Origin of the sequence: Sphingomonas silueang (assembly GCF_040049155.1) — a bacterium.
Lineage (GTDB): Bacteria > Pseudomonadota > Alphaproteobacteria > Sphingomonadales > Sphingomonadaceae > Sphingomonas > Sphingomonas silueang.
The window spans coordinates 77340-100194 of record NZ_JBDZDK010000002.1 but is presented as its reverse complement, the minus strand read 5'-3'; the positions used below and the strand labels follow the sequence as shown (position 1 = coordinate 100194).

Annotated in this window: 23 protein-coding genes; 16 read left to right on the top strand and 7 right to left on the bottom strand. The window is 70.2% G+C overall.

Features of this window, described 5'->3' with window-relative positions; genetic code table 11:
• Positions 1-44 precede the first annotated feature (44 nt).
• From ABLE43_RS02485 to ABLE43_RS02470, 4 genes are read left to right on the top strand one after another with little or no spacing between them, the layout of a single operon-like run.
• Positions 45-1148 (top strand): GGDEF domain-containing protein, encoded by a 1104-nt coding sequence (locus ABLE43_RS02485; RefSeq protein WP_348976897.1) that lies wholly within the window; start codon positions 45-47, stop codon positions 1146-1148.
• A 49-nt stretch (positions 1149-1197) separates the two neighbouring features.
• Positions 1198-3129, top strand: a complete 1932-nt coding sequence (gene uvrC, locus ABLE43_RS02480; RefSeq protein WP_348976896.1) for an excinuclease ABC subunit UvrC — start codon at positions 1198-1200, stop codon at positions 3127-3129.
• A 27-nt stretch (positions 3130-3156) separates the two neighbouring features.
• Positions 3157-3369, top strand: coding sequence for a type II toxin-antitoxin system CcdA family antitoxin (locus ABLE43_RS02475; protein ID WP_348976895.1), 213 nt, complete (start codon positions 3157-3159; stop codon positions 3367-3369).
• The gene (locus ABLE43_RS02470) at positions 3369-3668 is read left to right on the top strand and encodes a CcdB family protein (RefSeq protein ID WP_348976894.1); all 300 of its coding nucleotides are present in this window, start codon (positions 3369-3371) and stop codon (positions 3666-3668) included. Before ABLE43_RS02475 ends, ABLE43_RS02470 begins: the two co-directional genes overlap by 1 nt.
• Here the strand turns inward: ABLE43_RS02470 and ABLE43_RS02465 are convergent.
• On the bottom strand, positions 3655-3852 hold the full coding sequence (locus ABLE43_RS02465) for a hypothetical protein (protein WP_348976893.1): 198 nt from the start codon (positions 3850-3852) through the stop codon (positions 3655-3657). The two genes, ABLE43_RS02470 and ABLE43_RS02465, sit on opposite strands and share 14 nt — an antisense overlap.
• A 234-nt stretch (positions 3853-4086) precedes the next feature.
• Here ABLE43_RS02465 and ABLE43_RS02460 point away from each other — a divergent pair, with 234 nt between their 5' ends.
• The 6 genes from ABLE43_RS02460 to ABLE43_RS02435 all read left to right on the top strand — a co-directional run bounded on the left by ABLE43_RS02460 (position 4087) and on the right by ABLE43_RS02435 (position 9517).
• Positions 4087-5043 (top strand): polysaccharide deacetylase family protein, encoded by a 957-nt coding sequence (locus ABLE43_RS02460; protein ID WP_348976892.1) that lies wholly within the window; start codon positions 4087-4089, stop codon positions 5041-5043.
• Positions 5040-5954: a GNAT family N-acetyltransferase gene (locus ABLE43_RS02455; RefSeq protein ID WP_348976891.1), complete on the top strand. Its 915-nt coding sequence runs from the start codon at positions 5040-5042 to the stop codon at positions 5952-5954. Before ABLE43_RS02460 ends, ABLE43_RS02455 begins: the two co-directional genes overlap by 4 nt.
• A 10-nt stretch (positions 5955-5964) precedes the next feature.
• Positions 5965-6447 carry a DUF3617 domain-containing protein gene (locus ABLE43_RS02450; RefSeq protein ID WP_348976890.1) on the top strand — a complete coding sequence of 161 codons (483 nt, stop codon included), beginning with the start codon at positions 5965-5967 and terminating at the stop codon, positions 6445-6447.
• Positions 6448-6450: 3 nt separating this feature from the next.
• Positions 6451-7182 carry a DNA repair protein RecO gene (gene recO / locus ABLE43_RS02445; RefSeq protein ID WP_348976889.1) on the top strand — a complete coding sequence of 244 codons (732 nt, stop codon included), beginning with the start codon at positions 6451-6453 and terminating at the stop codon, positions 7180-7182.
• Positions 7183-7258: 76 nt separating this feature from the next.
• The gene (leuB, locus tag ABLE43_RS02440; protein ID WP_348976888.1) at positions 7259-8302 is read left to right on the top strand and encodes a 3-isopropylmalate dehydrogenase; all 1044 of its coding nucleotides are present in this window, start codon (positions 7259-7261) and stop codon (positions 8300-8302) included.
• Between the two features lie 105 nt (positions 8303-8407).
• Entirely contained in the window at positions 8408-9517 is a 1110-nt protein-coding gene (locus ABLE43_RS02435) for a glycosyltransferase family 2 protein (RefSeq protein WP_348976887.1), read from the top strand.
• Positions 9518-9634: 117 nt separating this feature from the next.
• Here the strand turns inward: ABLE43_RS02435 and ABLE43_RS02430 are convergent, their stop codons facing one another.
• A complete protein-coding gene (locus ABLE43_RS02430) occupies positions 9635-10867 on the bottom strand; it encodes a phospholipid carrier-dependent glycosyltransferase (RefSeq protein ID WP_348976886.1) in 1233 nt (410 codons plus the stop codon).
• Positions 10868-10980: 113 nt separating this feature from the next.
• On the bottom strand, positions 10981-12123 hold the full coding sequence (locus ABLE43_RS02425) for a glycosyltransferase family 4 protein (RefSeq protein ID WP_348976885.1): 1143 nt from the start codon (positions 12121-12123) through the stop codon (positions 10981-10983).
• Positions 12124-12212: 89 nt separating this feature from the next.
• On the opposite strand from ABLE43_RS02425, the gene ABLE43_RS02420 reads away from it, so the two are divergent.
• The 5 genes from ABLE43_RS02420 (at position 12213) to ABLE43_RS02400 (ending at position 17149) form a co-directional block, all read left to right on the top strand.
• The gene (locus ABLE43_RS02420) at positions 12213-12425 is read left to right on the top strand and encodes a hypervirulence associated TUDOR domain-containing protein (protein WP_348976884.1); all 213 of its coding nucleotides are present in this window, start codon (positions 12213-12215) and stop codon (positions 12423-12425) included.
• A 183-nt stretch (positions 12426-12608) separates the two neighbouring features.
• Positions 12609-13979 (top strand): DNA repair protein RadA, encoded by a 1371-nt coding sequence (radA, locus tag ABLE43_RS02415; protein ID WP_348976883.1) that lies wholly within the window; start codon positions 12609-12611, stop codon positions 13977-13979.
• A gap of 175 nt (positions 13980-14154) precedes the next feature.
• Positions 14155-14676, top strand: a complete 522-nt coding sequence (locus tag ABLE43_RS02410; protein ID WP_348976882.1) for a CvpA family protein — start codon at positions 14155-14157, stop codon at positions 14674-14676.
• Between the two features lie 245 nt (positions 14677-14921).
• Positions 14922-15356 (top strand): iron-sulfur cluster assembly scaffold protein, encoded by a 435-nt coding sequence (locus ABLE43_RS02405; RefSeq protein WP_348976881.1) that lies wholly within the window; start codon positions 14922-14924, stop codon positions 15354-15356.
• On the top strand, positions 15356-17149 hold the full coding sequence (locus tag ABLE43_RS02400; RefSeq protein ID WP_348976880.1) for a cation:proton antiporter domain-containing protein: 1794 nt from the start codon (positions 15356-15358) through the stop codon (positions 17147-17149). Before ABLE43_RS02405 ends, ABLE43_RS02400 begins: the two co-directional genes overlap by 1 nt.
• A gap of 202 nt (positions 17150-17351) precedes the next feature.
• On the opposite strand, the gene ABLE43_RS02395 is transcribed toward ABLE43_RS02400, so the two are convergent.
• Positions 17352-18350 (bottom strand): glycoside hydrolase family 5 protein, encoded by a 999-nt coding sequence (locus ABLE43_RS02395; protein ID WP_348977133.1) that lies wholly within the window; start codon positions 18348-18350, stop codon positions 17352-17354.
• 185 nt (positions 18351-18535) lie between these two features.
• Between ABLE43_RS02395 and ABLE43_RS02390 the strand changes: the two genes are divergently transcribed.
• On the top strand, positions 18536-18874 hold the full coding sequence (locus ABLE43_RS02390) for a DUF423 domain-containing protein (protein WP_348976879.1): 339 nt from the start codon (positions 18536-18538) through the stop codon (positions 18872-18874).
• A 7-nt stretch (positions 18875-18881) separates the two neighbouring features.
• On the opposite strand, the gene ABLE43_RS02385 is transcribed toward ABLE43_RS02390, so the two are convergent.
• From ABLE43_RS02385 to ABLE43_RS02375, 3 genes are all read right to left on the bottom strand, one after another.
• Positions 18882-19259 carry a VOC family protein gene (locus ABLE43_RS02385; protein ID WP_348976878.1) on the bottom strand — a complete coding sequence of 126 codons (378 nt, stop codon included), beginning with the start codon at positions 19257-19259 and terminating at the stop codon, positions 18882-18884.
• Positions 19260-19404: 145 nt separating this feature from the next.
• Entirely contained in the window at positions 19405-20901 is a 1497-nt protein-coding gene (gene trpE, locus ABLE43_RS02380; protein WP_348976877.1) for an anthranilate synthase component I, read from the bottom strand.
• Positions 20898-22844, bottom strand: coding sequence for a peptidylprolyl isomerase (locus ABLE43_RS02375; RefSeq protein WP_348976876.1), 1947 nt, complete (start codon positions 22842-22844; stop codon positions 20898-20900). Before ABLE43_RS02375 ends, trpE begins: the two co-directional genes overlap by 4 nt.
• Between the last annotated feature and the right edge of the window lie 11 nt (positions 22845-22855).

Below are 22855 nucleotides of genomic sequence, written 5' to 3'. Positions count from 1 at the left end.
GTCGCGACGGGATGTTAATCCCTTGTGGATAAAGGAACGACACGATGTTTCATCTGGTCGATCCGGCGACGCTGCGGCTCAGCAGCTTCCTGTCCAGCCTGGCGTTCGCGACCGTGTTCGCGGCGCTGGCGCGGGGGCGGCGCGATCCGTGGATGACGTGGTGGGCGGGGTCGTCGGCAGGCTATTGCGTCGTGCTGATCTGCTTCGACCTGACCGGGGGCGTGGTTTCCTCGCCATGGTCGGCGGTGATCGAGGGGATGATGGCGCTGTCCATCGCCATGGCCCTGTGCGGGGTGCGGCGGTTCGACGGCCTGCCTGCGTTCGCGTGGTGGATGTGGTTGCTGATCGTGGCGGCGACGGTGATACCGGCGGCGGCATGGCTGCTGCCCGCATCGATCGCGCCGGTGGCGGCGGAGCAGTTGTCGGCCCTCATGCTGGTGTCGTGCATGATCGCGTTCGGCCTGCCGATGGCGACCAGCCGGGCGATCGACGGAACCCGCCTCGGCCGGGTGGTCGCGGGGGGCGCGCTGATCGCCTATGTGCCCAGCTATGCGCTGGCGGCGCTGGGCGATGTCCTGTTCGGCAAGCCGATGGACCTGCTCGGCCTCATCCCGCTGGTCGCCGATCAGTTTCTGCTGGCGATCTGCAACCTCGCGCTGCTGTCGATACCGGGGCTTCGCGCCCGGATGCTGCTGCGCGAGGCGGCGCTGCGCGATCCGCTGACCGGGGCGTGGAACCGCGCGGGGCTGGCGGTGGGAGAGGCGGCGTTGCTGGTGCCGGGGCGGGTGGTGCTGCTGGTCGATGTCGATCATTTCAAGGCGGTCAACGATGCGCACGGGCACGACGTGGGCGACCGGGTGCTGCGCGCGATCGCCGACGGGCTGCACCGCGCCGTGGCGGGGGATTTCGTATGCCGGCTGGGCGGCGACGAGTTCCTCGTCGTGACCGATGCCGAGGATGCGGCGGCGGCGGCGGAGCGGGTGCGGACGCAGGCGGGCGGCCCGGTCGCCGGCTTGCCCGGCTGGGGGCTCAGTGTCGGGCTCAGCCGGATCGAACCGGGCGACACTGCGCTCGCCGGGGCGATCCAGCGCGCCGACCGGGCGATGTACCGGGCCAAGGCGGGCGGTCGCGGACGCATCGCCGCCTGATCGCCGAACCGGCTGGCGCGGGGGCGGGCGGCTCCCTAAATCGGGCGGGATGTCGGAAACACCCAACGCCCCCAATCGCTTCAACGAGGACAAGGCCAGCTTCACGGTGCGCGGATCGGACGCGCCGGACCTTGACGCCGGGGTGGCGGCGATCCGCAACGTGCTGGCCACGCTGCCGCTCCGGCCCGGCGTGTACCGGATGCAGGATGCGCGCGGCGAGGTGCTGTACGTCGGCAAGGCGCGCGCGCTGAAGAACCGCGTCGCCAACTACACGCAGGTATCGCGGCTGACGAAGCGGTTGCAGCGGATGGTCGCGCAGACCCGCTCGATGACCATCGTCACCACCAACAACGAGGCGGAGGCGCTGCTGCTCGAGGCGCAGCTCATCAAGCGCTATCGCCCGCCGTACAACGTGCTGCTGCGCGACGACAAGTCGTTCCCCTTCATCCTGCTGCGCGCCGACCATGAATTCCCGCGCATCCAGAAGCATCGCGGCGCGCGCCGCGCGAAGGGCAATTACTACGGCCCCTTCGCCAGTGCCGGATCGGTGACGCAGACGCTGAACGCGCTCCAGAAGCTGTTCCTGCTGCGCTCGTGCACCGACGGCTTCTTCAAGACGCGCGACCGGCCGTGCCTGCTGTACCAGATCAAGCGCTGTTCCGCGCCCTGTGTCGGGCGGATCGATGCCCCCGCCTATGCCGAGCTGATCGCCGATGCGAAGGACTTCCTCGCTGGCAAATCGACCAAGGTGCAGGCGAAGCTCGGCACCCAGATGCAGGCGGCGGCGGAGAACATGGACTTCGAGCTGGCGGCGGTGCTGCGCGATCGGCTGAAGGCGCTGACCTTCATCCAGGGCAGCCAGGCGATCAACGCCGACGGCATCGGCGACGCCGACGTGTTCGCGATGGCGTGCCTCGACGGGGTGATCGGCATCCAGGCGTTCTTCATCCGCGGCGGGCAGAACTGGGGCCACCGCAGCTTCTTCCCCGCGCACACCAGCGAGGTGCCGGAGGACGAGGTGTTCGCCGCCTTTCTGATGCAATTCTACGAAGAGGTGCCGCCGCCGCGCAACGTGTTCGTCGACCGCGACCTCGCCGAGGCGGAGGTGCTGGCCGAGGCGATGGCCGAGCGCGCCGGGTTCAAGGTCGCGCTGTCGGTGCCGCAGCGGGGCACGCGGCGGCGGCTGCTCGATCAGGCGAAGCGCAATGCGCAGGAGGCGCTGGAACGCCGCAACGCCGAATCGACGACGCAGGCGAAGCTGCTGCGCGAGGTGGCCGAGCTGTTCGATCTGGAAGGCCCGCCGAACCGGATCGAGGTGTACGACAACAGCCATATCCAGGGCACCAATGCGCTGGGCGCGATGGTCGTCGCCGGGCCGGAGGGGTTCCGCAAGGGCCAGTATCGCAAGTTCAACATCAAGCAGGCGCAGACCAACGACGACTTCGCGATGATGAAGGAGGTGCTCACCCGCCGCTTCGCCCGCGCGCAGGAGGAGAACCCCGACCGCGAGGTCGACCGCGACGGCAACGGCTGGCCGGACCTCGTGCTGATCGACGGCGGCAGGGGGCAGCTGAACGCGGCGAAGGCGGTGCTGGAGGATCTGGGGATCGAAGACGTCTGCATGGTCGGCGTGGCCAAGGGGCCGCATCACGGCCGCGACGGGCGCGAGGTGTTCCACCTGATGGACGGGCGCGAACTGATGCTGCCGGTCAATTCGCCGGTGCTGTTCTACCTCCAGCGGCTGCGCGACGAGGTGCACCGCTTCGTCATCGGCGCGCACCGCGACAAACGGTCGAAGGCGATCGGGGCCAGCCCGCTCGACGAGGTGCCCGGCATCGGCCCGGCGCGCAAGAAGGCGCTGCTGATGCATTTCGGTACCGCGCGCGCGGTGCGCAACGCCAGCCTCGCCGACCTGCAAAAGGCACCGGGCGTCAGCAAGGCCATGGCGCAGGGGGTGTATGACTTCTTCCATTCGCGGTAGGATGTCGCTGCAACGACGGAGGGTGGCATGGGCGCGGAAGGCAGGATCGACCCGGCGATGATCGCCGACGCGGAGTCGCTGGGGATCGACGTGGTCGCCGCGTGCGAGGCCGGGCTGGCGCAGGCGATCCGCCGGGTGCGCGAAGCGGAATGGCTGGCGCAGAATCGCGAGGCGATCGAGGCGTGGAACAGCTGGACGGAGACGAACGAACTGCCGCTGGCCGACCTCCGCCGGTTCTGATGGCCCGCTTCGATGTGATGCCCCGGCGACATGGGCAGTTGCTGGTCGTGGACTGTCAGGCGGACGTGCTGCGGCACCTGCCGACGCGGTTCGTCGTCCCGTTGCTCGATCCGGCGGAGATTCCCGCGCCTGTCACCCGACTGCATCCGTTAGTGGACGTTGACGGCAGGCGATGGGTGTTGGCGACGCACTTGGCCGCCGCCGTGCCGCTGCGTGAACTGGCCGCGCCGGTCGCATCGCTTTCCGCCGAGCAGGACCGGATCGTCGCGGCGCTCGACTTCCTGCTCAGCGGATTCTGACGCTCAGCTCCGGTCCGGCCATCGACCGGCGGATGAAGCGGCGAATCGTGCGCCAGCGCTTCGCCTCGTCGCGGTCGCCGCGGTCGGCGGCCTGGCTGCAATGACGGCCGGCAACCTCCGGGGCAGCGCGACCATGGCGGGCGACCAGGAAGATCGCCTCGATATGATCGTTGTCGTCCAGCATCTTCCTGTCCAAACGGTTAATGCCTGTCGCAACGGTGAACATTAACCGCCGTTCCCGTTTCGATCGGGTTCCCGTTCCGGAATTTGCGCAAATCGGGGAACGGCGTCGCGAAATTCCCGCAATACCGGGCGTCATCATGGTTAATATCGCGAATGTCCCCAGCGTACCGTCTATTTCGCCCGGTCGCGTCGGACGCCTACCGGATGTTTACCGGCTACGGTACAGCGATGGATCATGGCCACGCCCGTCTTCCTGACCATCGATACCGAACTGATGTGGCGGCATCATGCCGCCGGCATGGCGACGCAAGCGGTCGTCGCGCGCTCGCTCGATCCCGCCGGGGTCGGGGTGCGCTGGCAATTGTCGGTGCTGGCCGCGCACGGGCTGAAGGCATGTTTCTTCGTCGATCCGCTGCCGGTGGCGCTCTACGGCATGGATGCGATCGCGCCGACGATCGAGGCGATCCTGGCGGCGGGGCAGGAGGTGCAGCTCCATGCCCATCCCAACTGGATCGGCGCGGCGCTGCACGACGGCGGACAGGCGCATGGCCGGTTCGAGCTGATCGACCTGTCGACACCCGAGCAGCAGGCGGTGCTGGCCCGCGCGCGCGACCTGCTGACGGCCTGCGGCGCGCCGCCGCCGATCGCGTTCCGCGCGGGCAGCTATGGCGCGAACGACGATACGATCGATGCGCTGCGCGCGCTGGGCTTCGTCTATGACAGCAGCCACAACGGATCGGCGTATCCGTGGCCCAGCGCGATCGGCCTGTCGCCCGAACGCATCGCGCCGGTCGCGCATCGCGGGCTGATCGAGGTGCCGGTGACACTGATCGGCACGCCCGGCGGCGGGCGGCGGCATTTCCAGATCTGCGCGCTGTCGGTGTCGGAGATGCGCGCGGCGCTGCGCCATGCGATCGCGAACGATCATGCGGCGGTAACGATCGTCAGCCACGGCTTCGAGCTGGCGAACCGCGACGGCACCCATGCCAACCGCATCCACGTCCGCCGGTTCAGGGCACTGTGCCGAATGCTCGCCGAGCAGACGGCGACCTTGCCCACGGTGCATTTCGCGGATCGCCCCGCGCTCCGGCTCGGGCGCGACGACCGCCCGCTGCCGTCGCGCCGGATGCGCACCGGCTGGCGGCAGGCGCAACAGCTCTGGTCGAACCTTTTCGAGGAACGCCGCGCGTGACCGGTGCGGTCGCGTGGCCGATCCGCTTCCAGATCGGCGCGCGGACGCTGTTCGCGGTGCGGCGGCGGCTGGTGCGCGTGCCGCTCGATCTGCGCGCGGTGCTGGACGGGGTGGTGCCGGTGTTGCCGCCGCTGCCGCCGGGGGGGCATGGCTGGTCGATCACCTCGCTGCCTGCGCTGCACGAGGATGCGGTCCGGGCGCAGCGCGGCGGCATCGCCTTCGTGCGGCAACGCTACACCCGCTATCACACCGACCTGACGATCGGGCAGGCGGCGTGGATGGCGGGCCTGTCGGGCAACGCCCGCTCGTCGCTCAAGCGCAAGCGCAGGAAGCTGGCCGAGGCGAACGGCGGCATGATCGAGGTGCGCCGCTATCGCACGCCCGCCGAACTGGCGACGTTCCACCGCCACGCGCGTCGGGTCGCGGCGACGACCTATCAGGAAAAGCTGCTCGGCGCGGGCCTGCCCGACGATCCGGCGTTCCGTGCCGGCGTGGCGGCAAAGGCGGCGGCGGGCACCGCCTATGGCTGGCTGCTGTTCGTGCGCGGCGATCCGGTCGCCTATCTCTATTGCCCGCGGCACGGCGGCGACGTGCGCTACGACTATGTCGGGCACGATCCGGCATGGAGCGACTGGTCGCCGGGCAGCGTGCTTCACGCCGAAGCCTTCGCCGACCTGTTCGCCGACCGCCAGGCGCTGCGCTTCGACTTCACCGAGGGCGAGGGCCAGCACAAGCGCCAGTTCGCGACCGGCGGCACCGATTGCCTCGACCTGCTGCTGCTGCGCCCTACGCCCACGAACCGCGCGCTGGTGGCGGCGCTGGCGGCATTCGACGGCGCGGTGGAGACGGCGAAGCGGGTGCGGGACTGGCCGCTCGTCGGGCGGGTGGTGGACCGGGTGCGGCGGGGGTAGGGGGGCGCGCATGTGGCTATGGTTGCTGGCATTGCTGCTGGGGCAGGACGACGAGGTTGTCGTGACGGGGCAGCGACCGTCGATGACGCCGGGGCTGTGGCAGTTCGATCGGAGCGACACCAAGCGGGAAGGGATATCGGCAGCATCGAAGACGCGGGGCGGGGGGGCTTCGCAACCGCCCAAGGCCTATCGCTGGGGCTATTGCGTCGTATCGCCCGATATCCGGACCGCCTTGCCCTATGCGCTGGCGGGCAGTGGCGAATATCGCGGTGGGCCGGGGTGTCCCGCATTCCGGTTCACGATCGACGGCAACCAGATCGTGGCGAAACAGGAATGTCGTTTCCGCTGGGGTGAGACCGCGCATGTCCTGCGCGGAACGGCCAGCGGGGATCGGCTGTTGCTCCAATCGCGGATGACCTCGCCGCAGACGTCCTTGACCCTTACCCACAGCATCGAAGGCCGCCGCATCGGTGACTGTCCGCCCCGCCGCTGAACCATGCATCTGACCGCCACTGCCATCCTCCTGTCCGCTCGCGCGCATGGGGAGCATGGCGCGGTGGTGCGCGCACTCACCCCGCGCGACGGGGTGCAGCCCGGCTATGTCCGCGGCGGGCGCAGCCGGGCGCTGCGGCCGGTGCTGCAACCCGGCAACATCGTGCGCGGGGAATGGCGCGCGCGGACCGACACGCAGCTCCCGGCGCTCACGCTGGAACTGGTGACCAGCCGCGCGCCGCTGTTCGTCGAGCCGGTGGCGGCGGCGGCGATCGACTGGGTGTGCGCGCTGCTCGCCGCCGCGCTGCCCGAGGGGCAGCCCTACCCGCGCGTCCATGCCGCCGCCGAGGGACTGTTCGCCGCGATCGAGGCGGCCCCTGCGGCGCGCGACTGGATCGGCGCGCTGGTGCGCACCGAATTGCTGGTGCTGTCCGAACTCGGCTTCGGCCTCGCGCTCGACGAATGCGTCGTCAGCGGCGTGCGGGACGACCTGACCCATGTCAGCCCCAAAAGCGGCGGCGCGGTGAGCGCCGGCGCCGCCACCGGCCTCGAACACCGTCTGCTGCCGCTGCCCGCCTTCCTGCGCGACGGCGGCCCCGCCGATTGGGCGGCGGCGTTCGAGGGCCTTGCCCTGTCGGGCCATTTCCTGCGCCGCGACCTGCTGACCGGGCGGGCGGCGGTGGCGCTCGATGCGCGGGTGCGGCTGGTCGAGCGGTTGAAAAGGGCGGTTGCATGAAGGGCACGGCTTGGGGCAAGCGGCTGCCGACACAGCAATCCGCGCAATTTCCGTGCGCGACAGGGATGGAACACGCATGGCGTTGATCGCGATACTGCCCGGCGACGGGATCGGACCGGAAGTGACCGCGGCGGCGCGTCAGGTGCTGGAGGCGCTCGACCTCGACCTGACGTTCGAGGAAGGCGCGGTCGGCGGCGCGGCCTATCGCGCCCACGGCCACCCGCTGCCGCCCGAGACGCTGGAACTCGCCGGGCGGGCCGATGCGCTGCTGTTCGGCGCGGTCGGCGATCCCGAATTCGACAATGTCGAGCGGGCGCACCGCCCCGAACAGGCGATCCTCGGCCTGCGCAAGGCGCTGGGCCTGTTCGCCAACCTGCGCCCGGCCAAGCTGTTCGCGGGGCTGGAGGACGCCTCGGCGCTCCGCCCCGAAGTCGCGGCGGCGATCGACATGGTGATCGTGCGCGAGCTGACCGGCGACGTGTACTTCGGGGCCAAGGGCCGCGGCACCACCGACGAAGGCCTGCGCGAGGGCCATGACCTGATGCGCTATGACGAGGCCGAAGTGGCGCGCATCGCCCGCGTCGCGTTCGAGACGGCGCGGACCCGCAACCGCCGCCTGTGCTCGGTCGACAAGGCGAACGTCCTCGAAACCTCGCAACTGTGGCGCGACGTGGTGATCGAGGTGTCGGCGGACTATCCCGACGTGGCGCTGACCCATATGTATGTCGACAATGCCGCGATGCAGCTGGTGCGCAATCCGGGGCAGTTCGACGTGATCGTCACCGGCAACCTGTTCGGTGACATTCTCTCCGATCAGGCGAGCATGTGCGCCGGATCGATCGGCATGCTCCCCTCCGCCGCGATCAATCAGGACCGGAAGGGCCTGTACGAACCGATCCACGGATCGGCCCCCGATATCGCGGGGCAGGGCAAGGCGAACCCGCTGGCGACGATCCTGTCGGCGGCGATGATGCTGCGCCACTCGCTGGACATGCCGCAAGCCGCCGACCGGATCGAGGCGGCGGTCACGGCCGTCCTGAAGGCCGGGCACCGCACCCCCGATCTGGGCGGCAGCGCTACGACGCAGGACATGACGAACGCGGTGCTGGCCGCGCTGTGACGCCGGGCCGCAACAGTATCCCCGCGGAGGCGGGAATCCAGGGTAACGAACGGCAGCGCCCGCGGTTCTGGACCCCCGCCTGCGCGGGGGTACGGTAGCGCGGCGATGACCTCGCTCGACCTCGCCGTCGTCGTGCCGGTGTTCAACGAACGCGCCAACGTGCCGCTGCTGGTCGCAGCGCTCGACCGCGCGCTGGCCGGGCTGGCGTGGGAAGCGATCTTCGTCGACGACGACAGCCCGGACGGCACCGCCGATGCCGTGCGCGCCGTCGCCCGCCGCGATCCGCGCATCCGCGTGCTCCAGCGCATCGGACGGCGCGGCCTGTCGACCGCCTGTATCGAGGGGATGTGCGCCACCGCCGCGCCGCTCGTCGCGGTGATCGACGGCGATCTGCAACACGACGAGGCGCTGCTGCCGCGCATGGCGGAAGCCCTGCAAGCCGACCCCTCGCTCGACCTCGTGATCGGATCGCGCTTCGTGACCGGCGGCGGCACCGGCGCATGGGATGCGGATCGCGTCGCCAAGTCGGCGCTCGCCACCCGCCTGTCGCGCCGCGTGCTGAAGGCCGACCTGTCCGATCCGATGAGCGGCTTCTTCATGGTCCGCGCCGCCGTGGTGCGCGGCATCGTGCCGCGTCTGTCGGGGATCGGGTTCAAGATCCTGCTCGACATCCTCACCGCCGCGCCGCGCCCGTTGCGCTTCGTCGAACTGCCCTATGTGTTCCGCACCCGCGCGGTGGGGGAGAGCAAGCTCGATCATGTCGTCGCGCTCGAATATCTGATCGCGCTGTACGACCGGATGGCCGGGCGGGTGGTGCCGGTGCGCTTCGTGCTGTTCTCCGCGATCGGGGCGCTGGGGGCCATCGTGCATCTCGCGGCGCTCGGGCTGCTGCTGGAGGCGGGCGCGGGGTTCGTCGCCGCGACGATCGTGGCGACCATGGTCGCGATGACCTTCAACTTCTTCCTCAACAACCTGCTGACCTATCGCGACCGGCGGCTGCGGGGGGCAAGGGCGCTGTTCGACGGCTGGGTATCGTTCTGCGCGGTGTGCTCGGTCGGCGCGGTGGCGAACGTCGGCGTCGCGGCGTTCCTCTACGACGTGCGCGGCGGGGCATGGGCGCTCCCGGCGCTTGCCGGTATCGCCGTCGGCGCGGTGTGGAACTTCGCGCTGTCGTCGCGCTTCACCTGGGGCCGCTACGGGCGGCGGGCGGGGTGATGTTCCAGACCGAACCCCGACCGTTCATCCCGAGCGAAGTCGAGGGACGTGCCCCGGGCGTTGCGCAGGGTGTCTCGACTGCGCTCGACACGAACGGTCTGGCCGGCCCGAGACACCCTACCGCCAGCTGTCGAACCACATCCAGCGATTGAACGCCTGCGGCCCGCCCAGCGGCGCGGCGCTGATGACGGGATGGAAATACACGAACAGCGCGATCACCAGATAGGCGAACCATTCGTCGGCATGCCGCCACCGCCCCCGGCCAAAGGCATGATACGCCGCGCCGATCGCCACCGCCAGCAAGATGCTGGACAGGTGGTAATAATAATAGAATCCCAGCGACTTGGGGATCACTGCCCATATCGCGACCGATCCGATCCACAGCAGCGCCACGCCCGTCAGCGCTGCCGACCGCCGCCGCAGCCCCGCCCACAGGCACATCGCGACCGCGACCAGCCCGCCCCACATGACCGCCGGATTGCCGATCAGCAGCACCCCGCGCTGCACGCCGTCGTCGGGCTCGTAGAAATACCAGATCGGCCGGATCAGCAACGGCCAGCTCCACCAGCTCGACTGATAGGGGTGGGGGGCCAGTACCTGCGTCTGCCGCTGGTACATCTCCCACTGGAACGGCAGCAGCCGCGCGAACGTCATCGGTTCGCTCGCGTAGAAGAACGCCGGGGCGAAGGTCGCGAAATAGGTGGCGATGCTGACCCCGAACAGCAGCACCAGCGCCGGGACCAGCCCGACCCCCGGCCAATAGCGCCGCCCCCCGGTCTTCCCCCACAACACCAACAGCCCGGCCCCGGCGACATAGGGCACCGCCGCCCATTTGACCGCGACCGCCAGCCCGAACAGCACCGCCGCCAGCGCCAGTCGCGCGATGCCGCCCCGCCGCATCGCCCATAGCAGCGCGGCGATGGCGAGCGTGGTGAACGCCCCCAGATACACTTCGAGCATCGCGGTGCGCGCCTCGACGAGGATCGTCTGGTTGAGCAGCGCCATGCCCGCGCCGAACGCCGAGACGTGCGTCCGCCGGAACAGCAGCTGGAGGATCGCGAACACCCCCAGCACCGTGGCGGTGCCCGCCAGCGTGCCGAAGCTGCGCCAGCCCCACGGACTATCGCCGAACAGCCATATGCCCAGCGCGATCAGTTCCTTGGCGAGCAGCGGATGCTCGATGTTCACCGGCCCGGCCAGCGCCAGCAGCGTGCGCGCGGCGGGCACGTAATGCACCTCGTCGAACGACAGCCTGCCCGGTCGGCCCAGCCCCCACAGGAACAGCACCTGCGCCGCGATGCCGATCAGCAGGGCGGTGGTCCATGGTCGATCGCGCAGGCGGGAGAACATGGCCGCGCGGTGTAGCGGAACGGGGGGCGGGGGCAAGGGCGACCATGCTCCCCTCCCTGACAACGGAGGGGCCGGGGGTGGGTAGGCCCGCGAGGGAACGTAACGCCCTCCGACTACCCCCGCACGATCCGCAGATACGCATCGAGCACCGCCTGGTTCGCGGCATCCCATTGATAGCCCTGCGCCGCGTCATGCCCGGCGATGCCCATCTGCCAGCGCAGCGACGCATCCTCGCACAGCCGCGCGATGGCATCGGCATAGGCGGGCACGTCGCGCGGCCCCACGAGGAAGCCGGTACGCCTGTCCTCCACCAGCCCCACCGCGCCGCTCGCCCGTGCCGCGACCACCGGCACGCCCGCCGCCATCGCCTCCAGCGTGACGTTGCCGAACGTCTCGGTGATCGAGGGGTTGAAGAACACGTCCATCGACGCGACCGCGCGGCCCAGATCGTCGCCCGCCTGGAAACCCGCGAACACTGCATGCGGCACCGCTTCGGCGAACCAGTCGCGCGCCGGGCCTTCGCCGATTACGAGAATGCGGTGCTTGACGCCGCGCCGCTGCAATTCGGCGGCGACCTCCGAAAAGACGTCCAGCCCCTTTTCCAGCACCAGCCGCCCGAGGAAGCTGATCGCTACCTCATCGTCACCGATGCCCAGCGACCGCCGCCAGTCGAGGTCGCGCATCGACGGGTGGAACCGTTTGTGGTCCACCCCGCGCGACCAGATGCCGATCGGCGCGGTCACGCCCCATTCGCGCAGCAGCTCGGCCATGCCCTGTCCCGGCACCATCACCTGATCCGCGCGGTTGTAGAACCGCTTGGACAGCGCGACCGCGACGGGTTCGAGGAAGCCGATGCCGTAATATTGCGGATAGGTCTCGAACCGGGTGTGGAGCGAGGCGAGGGTGGCCACGCCCTTGTCCCGGCCCCATGTCAGCGCGCGGTGGCCGAGGATGTCGGGCGCGGAGACATGGACGACATTCGGGCGGAACGCCTCCAGATCGGCACGGGTCTTCGCCGTCAGCCCGCGCGCCAGCTTGTATTCGCCGCGTCCGCCCGGCATGCCGAAGGCGGGCACGCTCACCAGATCGCCGGTGGGGGGAAAGGCGGGCCTGGCGACGGTCGGCGAATAGACGCGCAGCGTCACGCCGCGGTCGAGCAGGTGGCGCGCCAGCCGGTTCAGCGCCTGATTCGCGCCGTCGCGCACGTAATTATAGTTTCCGCTGAACATGGCGACGCGGAGTTCGGAAGGCTTCATGGCCGCGCCATAGCGCCGGAACGCCGCGTACGCCACCGGAACGCTCCACCCCGTCCGGCGGTTGACCCGCCCGACAACAGGAGCGGCAGATGAGCGACAGCTACAAGAAGGGCCAGACGGTGAAGTGGTCGTGGGGCAACGGCACCGCCGAGGGCAAGGTCGAGGAACGCTTCGACCGCCGCGTCCAGCGCACGATCAAGGGGTCGAAGATCACCAAGAACGGCACAAAGGACAACCCGGCCTATCTGATCGAACAGGAAGACGGCACCAAGGTGCTCAAACGCGGCAGCGAACTCGACTAAAGCTCCTCCCCGGCATGGGGAGGGGGACCAGCCGCAGGCTGGTGGAGGGGGGCATCCGCATACGGAACGGTTCCGCATGGGGCGATCCCCCTCCACCATCGCCTTCGGCGACGGTCCCCCTCCCCGTGCCGGGGAGGATCGGGCATATTCCCCTTTCGTTCCGCATCTGCTACCCCCTCGCCCATGGCAAAACCCCAGAAGCGCTATGTCTGCCAGCAATGCGGATCGGTCTCGTCCAAATGGGCGGGGCAGTGCGCCGACTGCGGCGACTGGAACACGCTGGTCGAGGATGCGGGGGCGGTCGTCACCCCCTTTTCGGCGCGGCACAATCTGCAAAGCGGCGGGCGGCCGATCCTGCTGTCGGGGCTGGATACCGAGATCGCGCTGCCCGAACGGCTGACGACCGGCATCGCCGAACTCGACCGCGCGCTGGGCGGCGGCTTCGTCGAGGGATCGGCGACGCTGATCGGCGGCGACCCCGGCATCGGCAAGTCCACGCTGCTGTTGCAGGCCGCCGCGAAACTGGCGCTGGCGGGCAAGTCGGTCGCCTATGTCTCGGGCGAGGAAGCGGCGGATCAGGTGCGGCTGCGCGCCCGCCGCCTCGGCCTCGGCACTGCGCCGGTGCAGCTCGCCGCGGCGACCTCGGTGCGCGACATCCTGACCACCTTCGGCGGCAGCGCCGCGCCCGACCTGCTCATCATCGATTCGATCCAGACGATGCACAGCGACCTGATCGAGGGCGCGCCGGGCACCGTCAGCCAGGTCCGCGCCTCCTCGGGCGAACTGATCCGCTTCGCCAAGGAACGCGGCACCGCCGTCGTGCTGGTGGGCCATGTCACCAAGGACGGGTCGATCGCCGGTCCGCGCGTGCTCGAACACATGGTCGACACGGTGCTGGCGTTCGAAGGCGAGCGCAGCCACCAGTATCGCATCCTGCGCGCGGTCAAGAACCGCTTTGGCGGCACCGACGAGATCGGCGTCTTCGCGATGGAGAGCGAGGGGCTGTCGGAGATCGCCAACCCCTCGTCGCTGTTCCTGACCAGCCGCGACGAGAATGTCACCGGCACCGTCGTCTTTCCCGCGCTGGAGGGCACGCGGCCGGTGCTGGTCGAGGTGCAGGCACTGACCGTGCGCCTCGCGTCCGGCGCGACGCCAAGGCGCGCGGTGGTGGGCTGGGATTCGGGGCGGCTGGCGATGATCCTCGCGGTGCTGGAGGCGCGCTGCGGCCTCGCCTTCGCGACCGCCGAAGTCTATCTCAACATCGCGGGCGGCTATCGCGTCACCGATCCCGCCGCCGACCTCGCGGTCGCCGCCGCGCTGGTGTCGGCGCTGTCCGAACGCCCGATCCCGTCGGACGCGATCGTGTTTGGCGAGATCGCGCTGTCGGGCGAGGTCCGCCCGGTCGCGCACGGCGCGCTCAGGCTCAAGGAAGCAGGCAAGCTCGGCTTCGCCCGCGCGCTCGTCCCCGCCGCGCAAGGGGCGGAGGGCAGGGCGGTGACGCTGTCCGGCTTCAAGGACCTGCCGAGGTTCGTCGACTATATGCTCGGCCGATAAAGCTCCTCCCCGGCACGGGGAGGGGGACCATGCGCAGCATGGTGGAGGGGGGCGCTCCGGACGTTACTGCTGCGTATGTGGACAGCCCCCTCCACCACGCCCTAGGGGCGCGGTCCTCCTCCGCGTGCCGGGGAGGAGCTTGCACGCCGTCCCGCGACCGGCCATACCCCGCCCCATGGGTCTCACCTCGCTCGACATCGCGGTCCTCCTCACCGTCGGGGGCGCGGGCGTGCTCGGGTTCCTGCGGGGCTTCGTCACCGAAATATTGTCGCTCGGCGCATGGGTGCTGGTCGTCGTGGCGCTCAAGCTGTTCCACACGCCGCTCGCCGCCGCGCTGGTCGGCCCCACCGGCACCGCGGGCGGCGCGGCGACGCTCGCCTTCGCGCTCATCAGCGGGGTCGGCTATTTCGGCGGACGGCTGGTCGCGAATGCGATCGGCAGCCGGACCCGTGCCTCGGTGCTCGGCCCCGTCGACCGCGCGCTCGGCCTCGGCTTCGGCGCGCTCAAAGGGCTGATCCTCGCCAGCCTCGCCTTTCTGCTGCTGCTGCTGGCGGCGGACTTCATCGGCGGCGGACCCACCCGCCGCCCGCTGTGGATTAAGGACGCGCGGACCTATCCGCTGCTCAACGCCACCAGCGCGGGCGTCGCCGATTTCGTCGCGCGCCGCCGCCGGGGCGAGCCGGTGTTCGGGGAATAGGGCGTTATCCGATCGGCCCATGCTGCCGATTCCCGTTCGTCCCGAGCGAAGTCGAGGGACGTGCCCCAAGCGTTACGCCCGGTGTCTCGACTGCGCTCGACACGAACGATCGGGAGCCGGATGACGCTTCGTCATTCCCGCGCAGGCGGAAATCGATAGACGCCGCTGTCTCGCCTTCGGCTTCGTCGCGCCCGAAACCATCTATCGACTCGCAACCGTCACGATCCCGCCCTACATCCGGTCGCGTGACCGCGCTCTACAACACCGAAATCCTCCGCCTAGCCGCCGAAACCGCGCGCGCGACGCGCCTCGCCGACGCCCATGCCTCCATCGAGAAGCGATCGCCGGTCTGCGGCAGCCGCGTGACCGTCGACATCGCGCTCGGCCCCGATGCCCGCGTCGCGGCGGTCGGCATGCTGGTGCGCGCGTGTGCGCTGGGGCAGGCGTCGTCGGCGCTGCTCGCGCGCGGGATCGTCGGGCGCACCCCCGCCGAACTGGCAACGGCACGCGACACGCTCGCCGCATGGCTGGCGGGGGAGGGCGACGCGCCCGACTGGCCCGGCCTGACGCTGTTCGATCCCGCCCGCCCGCACAGCGCGCGCCACGCCTCGATCCGCCTCGCCTTCGAGGCTGCGGCAGAGGCCGCTGCACAGGCCGCGCACGAACGGGCTGCCGTCTGATGGAGGAGCACGGCACCGCCTCGCTCCTCCACGATTTCGCGCCGCTGCTGGGCGCGGCGCTGGTGTTCGTGCTGATCTTCCGCAAGCTGGGATTGGGCGCCACGCTCGGCTATCTCGTCGCCGGGTCGGTGGTGGGGCCGCAGGTGCTGGGGCTGGTGGGCGATGCGGAGGCGAAGCTCGGCATCGCCGAACTGGGCATCACCCTGCTGCTGTTCCTCGTGGGCCTCGAACTATCGCCGACCCGCCTGTGGCGGATGAAGCAGGACATCTTCGGGCTGGGCCTGCTCCAGGTCGCGCTGTGCGGCGTGGCCGTCACCGGTGTCGTCTGGCTCGCCACCCATTTCAGCTGGGCGGCGGCGATCGCGCTCGGCCTGCCGCTGGCGCTGTCCTCGACCGCGCAGGTGCTGCCGATGCTGCAATCGGCGGGCCGCATGAAGACCCCGTTCGGCGAGCGTGCCTTCGCGATCCTGTTGTTCCAGGACCTGTCGATCGTCCCGCTCATCACCATCACCGCCGCATTGTCACGCAACCCCGCCGATGCCGGTGGTCCGCCGGGGTGGCAGCTGGGGCTGTGGACGCTGGGCGCGGTCGCCGGACTGATCCTTGCCGGGCGCTTCCTGCTGCGCCCCATGTTCCGCCTGATCGGCAACATGGGCGAGCGCGAGATGTTCGTCTTCGCCGGGCTGTTCACCGTCATCGCCAGCGCGGCGGTGATGGAGGCGCTGGGCCTGTCGACCGCGCTCGGCGCGTTCGTCGCGGGCGTGATGCTCGCCGACAGCCCGTACCGCCACGAGCTGGAGGCCGATGTCGAGCCGTTCCGCTCGATCCTGCTCGGCCTGTTCTTCCTCGCGGTCGGCATGATGCTCGATCTCGGCGCGATCGCCGAGCGCCCGGTGTTCGTCGTGGGGCTGGCGCTGGCGCTCATCGCGACCAAGGGGCTGGTGATCTTCGCGCTGGGGCGGCTGTTCGGCATGCCGTGGCGCGGCGCGCTGGCGCTGGGCCTGCTGCTCAGCCAGGGCGGCGAGTTCGGCTTCGTCCTGTTCGCACAGGCGCAGAACGCGCTGCTGATCGCGCCCGAGGCGGCGAGCGTGTTCGGCGCGATCGTCACCCTGTCGATGGCGACCACGCCGTTCCTGATGATGGCCACCCGCAAGTTCCGCGCCGAGCCGGAGCAGCGCGAGGGCGGCACTCCCGAAGGCCCGCGCCACGACGGGGCGAGCGCGGTCGTCGTCGGCTATGGCCGCTTCGGCCAGACGGTGGCGCAGATGCTGCTGGCGCAGGGGATCAGCGTCACCGTGATCGACCGCGATGTCGAGATGATCGAGATCGCCGACAGCTTCGGCATGAAGGTCTATTACGGCGACGGCAGCCGGATCGACCTGCTGCGGCTGGCCGGAGCGCAGGATGCCGAGCTGCTGCTGTTCTGCACCGACGGCGACCAGTTCGAGCGCGAAGCGATCGAGGCGATCCATCAGGCGTTCCCCAACCCCGGCATCTTCGTGCGCGCGTTCGATCGCCGCGCGGTAGTGAAGCTGGCGGGCGCGCCGGTCGAGGGCGTGTTCCGCGAGGTGCTCGATTCGGCGGTGACGATGGCGCGCGCGGCGATGGCCTGCGTCGGCGTCGACGACGGCGAGATCGACCGGACCGAAGACCTGTACCGCAAGACCGACGCCAGGCGCCTGTCGCAGCAGAGCGAGACGGGCGACCTGCGCACGGGGCGCGAGATGATCTTCACCCACGCCCGCGTCGCCGCCGCTCCCGGCACGGTGGCGGAGGATGCGGGGAAGGGCTGAGCGAACCGGCCGCTACCTGCCGCGCCCGGCACCCGTACGGGCGTTCGACCGGGGCCGGATCGACAATCCTGCCATTCCGCTCCAGTCGATGATTCCGTTGCGAAAGCCCCGCTTTCGTGTCCCGGCGAAGGCCGGGGTCCAGTCAGGGGGCGTCGGTCAGGTCCGTCGATCGGCGCTTCGGCTACGGCACGGACGCCGACGCTCAGCGCCGCCCGGGGATCAGCGCGCGGACGATCGGCTCGTTCCAGCGGTTCCGGTCCATGTCCCATGCGATGAAATCGCTGTCGAATTGCCAATAGGCCCAGCCGAAGCCCGCCGCCTCCGCCTCGCGCGCGACGGCATCGGTATAGCGCACGCGCATGTCGAGCGGCGCGCCGCCCCGGTCATAGGCGCCGAACTCGCCGAGCAGGACCGGGCGATCGTTGGCGCGTGCCCATGCCGCCACCTGTGCGAAGTCGGCGCGGATGCGGCTGCGTTCCTCCGGCAGCCACGACACGCCGCGCACGTCCTTCATGTCGGACCATGGCGCGCCCTGATGGGTGAAGCGGAACGGTTCGTAATAATGGAACGTCACCACGATGTTCCGGTCGTTCGCGGGCAGGCGAAGGTTCTTCAACTCGTTGAGGTTGTTCCACATCGCGGGGCCGATGATGACCTTGCGCGTCGGGTTGGTCCTGCGCACGACGGCGAGCAGTTCGGCGAGCAGCGCGTTCCATGTCGGCCCGTCGACCTGCTTGTTCGGTTCGTTCAGCAACTCGAAATAGACGCTGCCAGGCTGGCGGGCATAGCGCGCGGCGACCTGATCCCAAAACTCGCGCAGGCGGGGCCGACACCGCGCGACATCCTCGCCGCAGGGAACGAAATCATGTTCGTCGAGGATCACCTTCAACCCGGCGGCGCGGGCATTGGCGACGATCCAGTCGACCCGTTTGAACCATGCGTCCTTCAGCCTGCCGTCGGCATCCATATGGTCGAACGCCTGAAGGTTGACGCGGATGAAGTCGAACCCCGCGCGGCGGATTTCGGCGAAATGCCGCTTCCGGAAACGTGCCTTGGCGGGATCGTTCCAGATCGGGTCATAGCCGAGCACGTTGATCCCGCGGCGAAGCTCCGGCGTCGGCAGCCGCTGCTGCGCCACGGCCACGCCCGACAGTCCGCACAGCAGCAGTATCGCCGCAACCATTGCTTGCCGGATACGCATGTTCACGACCTCCCCCATTATCCTGTCCGCCCGCTGCCGGATCGGTGCCGATCGTACAGCAAGGGCGCATCGGGCGCATCGGGCGCATCGTGTTTCGCGGCCGTCATCCCCGCCCGCCGCGTCGTCGCGCTTGCGGCAGCGGGGCGGGCCGGGGCAATGGTGGCCGACACATTGGAGTCGCCGCGATGAACCTCCTCCTGCTTGCCGCCGCCCTGTCGGGCGCGATGGCCGTCGCCGCCGGGGCGTTCGGCGCGCATGGCGCGTCCAGCCCCGCCGCCGCCGAATGGCTGCGGACCGGCGCACAGTATCAGCTGGTCCATGCCGTCGCGGCGATCGTCGCGCTGCAACTGGGCACGCGCGGGCCGGGCTGGGCGTTCGTCGCGGGCGGGTTGCTGTTCGGCGGCTCGCTCTATGCGATGGCACTCGGCGGTCCGCGTGGGATTCTGGGGCCGGTCACGCCGCTCGGCGGGCTGGCGATGATCGTCGGCTGGCTATGGCTGGCGTGGCAGGCGCTCCGGCGCTGACGCCGATTCAGGCAGCGGCGAAGGTCAGCGCCTCGATCTTGTTGCCGTCGGGATCGCGGACGAACGCGGCGTAGTAATGCGCGTCATATTCGGGCCGCAGCCCCGGCGGGCCGTCCGCCGATCCGCCATGCGCCAGCGCCGCCGCGTAAAAGGCATCGACCGCGCCGCGATGCTCGACCTCGAACGCGACATGCACGCCGTTGCCGCTCGACGCGGCCCGTCCGTCCGCCGGGCGGTTGAGCGAGAAGCAGGTGATCCCCGCGCCATATCCGATCGCCTCCGGGTGATCGAGCGTCGGCAGCAGCCCGACCGTCCGCAGCACCGGGTCATAGAAGGCGCGGGCGCGTGCCAGATCGTTGGTGCCGAGCGATACATGGTGCAGCATAGGTGCTGAACCCGGCAACTTCGGGTGCGTTCCCGCCAACTTCCACGCCCGATCTGTCACCTACGAACCGCGGAATAGCGCGCCTTTTCTGCGGAAACGGCCCACCGGACGCGATGGTCCGCGCAACCTTCGCCAACTTCGGCAGCTATTGCCCGAACCGCCCCGATCCCGCCTGCCGCACCGCTTCGCGTGCCGCCGCCAGCAGCGCGCCCGCCTTCGCCTCGCACTCGCGCTGTTCATAGGCGGGGTCGCTGTCGGCGACGATGCCCGCGCCCGACTGGACGTGCATCACCCCGTCCTTGATGACGGCGGTGCGCAGCACGATGCACGAATCCATCGACCCGTCCGGGCTGAAATAGCCGACCCCGCCCGCATAGGCCCCGCGCTTGTCGCCCTCCAGCTCGGCGATGATCTGGCAGGCGCGGACCTTGGGTGCGCCGGAGACGGTGCCCGCCGGAAAGCCGGCGAACAGCGCGTCGAGCGCATCGGCCTTCGGGTCGAGCGTGCCGACCACGTTCGACACGATGTGCATGACATGGCTGTAGAATTCGACGGCATAGCTGTCGGTCACGCGCACGCTGCCCGGTGCCGCCACCCGGCCCACGTCGTTGCGGCCCAGATCGAGCAGCATCAGATGCTCGGCGCGCTCCTTGGGATCGGCGAGCAGGCTGGTCCGGTTCGCCTCGTCCTCCGCCGCCGTGGCGCCGCGCGGGCGGGTGCCCGCGATCGGGCGGATCGTCACCTCGCCGTCGCGCAGCCGCACGAGGATCTCGGGGCTCGACCCGGTCAGCGCGAAGCCGGGCAGGTCGAGGTGATAGAGGAACGGCGACGGGTTGATCCGCCGGAGCGCCCGGTACAGCTCGAACGGGGCCAGCGGAAACGGCACGGTAAACCGCTGTGCCAGCACCACCTGAAAAATGTCGCCCGCCGCGATATATTCCTTCGCCGCCGCGACCATCGCGCCATAGCGCCCCTCGGGCAGCGTCGGCGCGAGCGCGAGATCGGGCATATCGGCCAGCCGCGCCGGGGCGGGCAGGGCGGCGGCATCCAGCGCGGCACAGGTCGCCTCGATCCGCTCCGCCGCGGCTTCCGCGCTCGCCCCCGGCCATACGGGCGCCACGACGAACAGCGTGTCCGACAGCCGGTCGAACACCAGCAGCACCGTCGGCCGCACGAACATCATGTCGGGCAGCCCCAGCGGATCGTTCGCTGCCGCGGGCAGCGTCTCGACCAGCCCGACCGTCTCATAGCCGAAATAGCCGACGAGACAGGCCAGCGCGCGCGGCAGTTCGGACGGCACCTCCATCCGGCAGGCGGCGACCAGCGTGCGCAGCGCCGCCAGCGTCGGTTCGGCGCAGGGGGTGAAGGCGGTGCGGTCGGTCAGCCAGCGATCGTTGATCGCCGCTTGCCCACCGACGCCCCGGAACACGAGATCGGGGGCAAGGCCGAGCAGGCTGTAGCGCCCGCGCACCGACCCGCCCTCGACCGATTCGAGCAGGAAGTCGCCGCGCTCGGCCACCATCAGCTTCAGCGCGGCGGCGACCGGAGTCTCGGTATCGGCGACGCGGGCGGTCCACAGCAAGGCGGGCCGCCCCGCCGCGAGCGCCGCCTGCGCCGCCGCGAGCCCGTGGACGTCGCTCACTGCGCGGTGGGGGCGGCACCGCCCGCCAGCTCGCCGCGCACGCGGTTGATGGCGGCGGCATTGCGCTTCACGCCCACCTGACGCTGCACCGCCTCGACGAACTGTTCGGCATATTCATTGCCGGTCAGCCGCCCCAGCTCGCGCCCGACGCCGGTGATCGCCTGCGCATCCTTCGACGCATCGCCGCGCTGGATGCCGTCCAGATACACCACAATCCAGCCCGATCCGTCCGGCGCGGCGGTCAGCCGGGCCTTCTTCGGCGCCATCGAGAACAGCAGCGACAGCGCGGGCGGCACCTGTCCGCCCAGCTGCGACAGCTGCTGGCGCGAGGCGCCGAGCGGGCGGGGCGCGGGCAGGCGCGCGCCCGACTGCTGCACCGCCGTGCCGATCGGCGCACCGCCGTTGACCTTGGTCACGATCGCCTGCGCGATGGCGCGCGCCGCCTTCATCGCCTGATCCTGGCGATACTGGCCGATCACCTGGTCGCGGATCTCGGCCAGCGGGCGCGGCGCGGCGCGGGTCACGTCGCCGGTCGATACCAGCGCGAAGGTGCCGTCCGATCCGGTCTGCACCAGTTGCGGCGCGTCGCCCGCCTCGGCGGCGAACGCCGCCTGCACGATGGGGGCGAGCGTCGGGTCGGGCTGGGCGGGCTTCAGCGGATCGATGCCCTGCGCCGTCACCGGCGGGGTCGCCTGCGCGGTCAGCCCGGCATCCTTCACGATCTCGTCGAAGGTCGCGCCGTCGGTGATCCCGCCGTCGATCTTCTCCTGCACCGCGCCGAGGGCGGTCGCGCCCTTGGTCCTGGCCAGTTCGGCGACCAGTTCGGGGCGCGCCTGTTCCAGCGTCTTGCCGGGCACCTGCTTCACCGCCTCGACCTTCGCCACGACGAAGCCGAGCGGCCCGCGCACCGGCCCGACGACCGCGCCCTGCTGCGCCGCGAACGCGGCATCGGCCACCGCTGCGGAGGTGCGGGTGGCAAGCTGCTGCTTCGTCTGGTCGGTCAGCGTGGTCGCTTCCAGCCCGGCGGCGGCTGCTGCGGCGGTGATCGCCTGTCCGCCGCGCACGCCCTGCGCGATGCGGTTCGCCGCCGCCTGATCGGCGACGACGACCTGCGCCACGGTGCGGGTCTGCGACGGGGCGAAGCGCTGGGCATTGGCGCGGTACGCCGCCTGCACCTCCGCATCGGTCGGCTGGCTCTGCGCCGCGACGCTGGCCGGGGTCACGATCGCATAGCGGACCACCCGGCGTTCGGGGATGGTGTAGCGCGCGCGATTGGCGGTGTAATAGGCCTGCAACTGCTCGTCGGTGGGGGCGGCTGGCGCGGGCAGCGCGGCTACGGGCACGAACGCGACCTGGCCCGAACGCGCCTCCTTCGACAGCGAGGCATAGGGCAGCGCGATCTGGTTGGGCAGGAAGCTGCTCTCGATCGTGCGGGCGAGCATCAGCCTGGTCAGCGTGGCACGGCGGATATCGTCGCGCAGCTGCGCCTGGGTGATCCGCGCGCGGGCCAGCGCCTGCTCGAACGTGCGCTTGTCGAACTTGCCGTCCAGCCCCTGGAACGCCGGGATGCTGGCGATCTGCCCGTCGACATAGCGGTCGGACACGACCAGCCCATGGTCGCGCGCGAACTGCATCAGCGCCGCGTCGCTGATCGCGCGGTCGAGCGATCCGTCGAACCCGCCTGCCGCCATATACTGCGCGACGTCGAGGCCCGGCTGCCGCTGCGCCGCGACCTGAACGTCGTTGCGCACCCGTTCGATCAGTTGCGCATCGGTGATCTTCGTATCGCCGACGGTCGCGACGGTCGCGCCGTTTGCGCCGCCCGACGGGCGCAAGCCGTTGAGATCGGCCATGGCGAAGCCGACGGCGATGACCGCCAGTAGCGCGAGGCCGACGAAGATGCCGACCTTCGACTTGGTCATGCGCCTGAAGAAACCGAGCATCCGTGCAACCG

Bases quoted from the DNA above. Each gene is read 5' to 3' on its own strand.
- ABLE43_RS02485 (WP_348976897.1), top strand. From the start codon at position 45: ATGTTTCATCTGGTCGATCCGGCGACGCTGCGGCTCAGCAGCTTCCTG.
- uvrC (WP_348976896.1), top strand. From the start codon at position 1,198: ATGTCGGAAACACCCAACGCCCCCAATCGCTTCAACGAGGACAAGGCC.
- ABLE43_RS02475 (WP_348976895.1), top strand. From the start codon at position 3,157: ATGGGCGCGGAAGGCAGGATCGACCCGGCGATGATCGCCGACGCGGAG.
- ABLE43_RS02470 (WP_348976894.1), top strand. From the start codon at position 3,369: ATGGCCCGCTTCGATGTGATGCCCCGGCGACATGGGCAGTTGCTGGTC.
- ABLE43_RS02465 (WP_348976893.1), bottom strand. From the start codon at position 3,852: ATGCTGGACGACAACGATCATATCGAGGCGATCTTCCTGGTCGCCCGC.
- ABLE43_RS02460 (WP_348976892.1), top strand. From the start codon at position 4,087: ATGGCCACGCCCGTCTTCCTGACCATCGATACCGAACTGATGTGGCGG.
- ABLE43_RS02450 (WP_348976890.1), top strand. From the start codon at position 5,965: ATGTGGCTATGGTTGCTGGCATTGCTGCTGGGGCAGGACGACGAGGTT.
- recO (WP_348976889.1), top strand. From the start codon at position 6,451: ATGCATCTGACCGCCACTGCCATCCTCCTGTCCGCTCGCGCGCATGGG.
- leuB (WP_348976888.1), top strand. From the start codon at position 7,259: ATGGCGTTGATCGCGATACTGCCCGGCGACGGGATCGGACCGGAAGTG.
- ABLE43_RS02435 (WP_348976887.1), top strand. From the start codon at position 8,408: ATGACCTCGCTCGACCTCGCCGTCGTCGTGCCGGTGTTCAACGAACGC.
- ABLE43_RS02430 (WP_348976886.1), bottom strand. From the start codon at position 10,867: ATGTTCTCCCGCCTGCGCGATCGACCATGGACCACCGCCCTGCTGATC.
- ABLE43_RS02425 (WP_348976885.1), bottom strand. From the start codon at position 12,123: ATGAAGCCTTCCGAACTCCGCGTCGCCATGTTCAGCGGAAACTATAAT.
- ABLE43_RS02420 (WP_348976884.1), top strand. From the start codon at position 12,213: ATGAGCGACAGCTACAAGAAGGGCCAGACGGTGAAGTGGTCGTGGGGC.
- radA (WP_348976883.1), top strand. From the start codon at position 12,609: ATGGCAAAACCCCAGAAGCGCTATGTCTGCCAGCAATGCGGATCGGTC.
- ABLE43_RS02410 (WP_348976882.1), top strand. From the start codon at position 14,155: ATGGGTCTCACCTCGCTCGACATCGCGGTCCTCCTCACCGTCGGGGGC.
- ABLE43_RS02400 (WP_348976880.1), top strand. From the start codon at position 15,356: ATGGAGGAGCACGGCACCGCCTCGCTCCTCCACGATTTCGCGCCGCTG.
- ABLE43_RS02395 (WP_348977133.1), bottom strand. From the start codon at position 18,350: ATGCGTATCCGGCAAGCAATGGTTGCGGCGATACTGCTGCTGTGCGGA.
- ABLE43_RS02390 (WP_348976879.1), top strand. From the start codon at position 18,536: ATGAACCTCCTCCTGCTTGCCGCCGCCCTGTCGGGCGCGATGGCCGTC.
- ABLE43_RS02385 (WP_348976878.1), bottom strand. From the start codon at position 19,259: ATGCTGCACCATGTATCGCTCGGCACCAACGATCTGGCACGCGCCCGC.
- ABLE43_RS02375 (WP_348976876.1), bottom strand. From the start codon at position 22,844: ATGCTCGGTTTCTTCAGGCGCATGACCAAGTCGAAGGTCGGCATCTTC.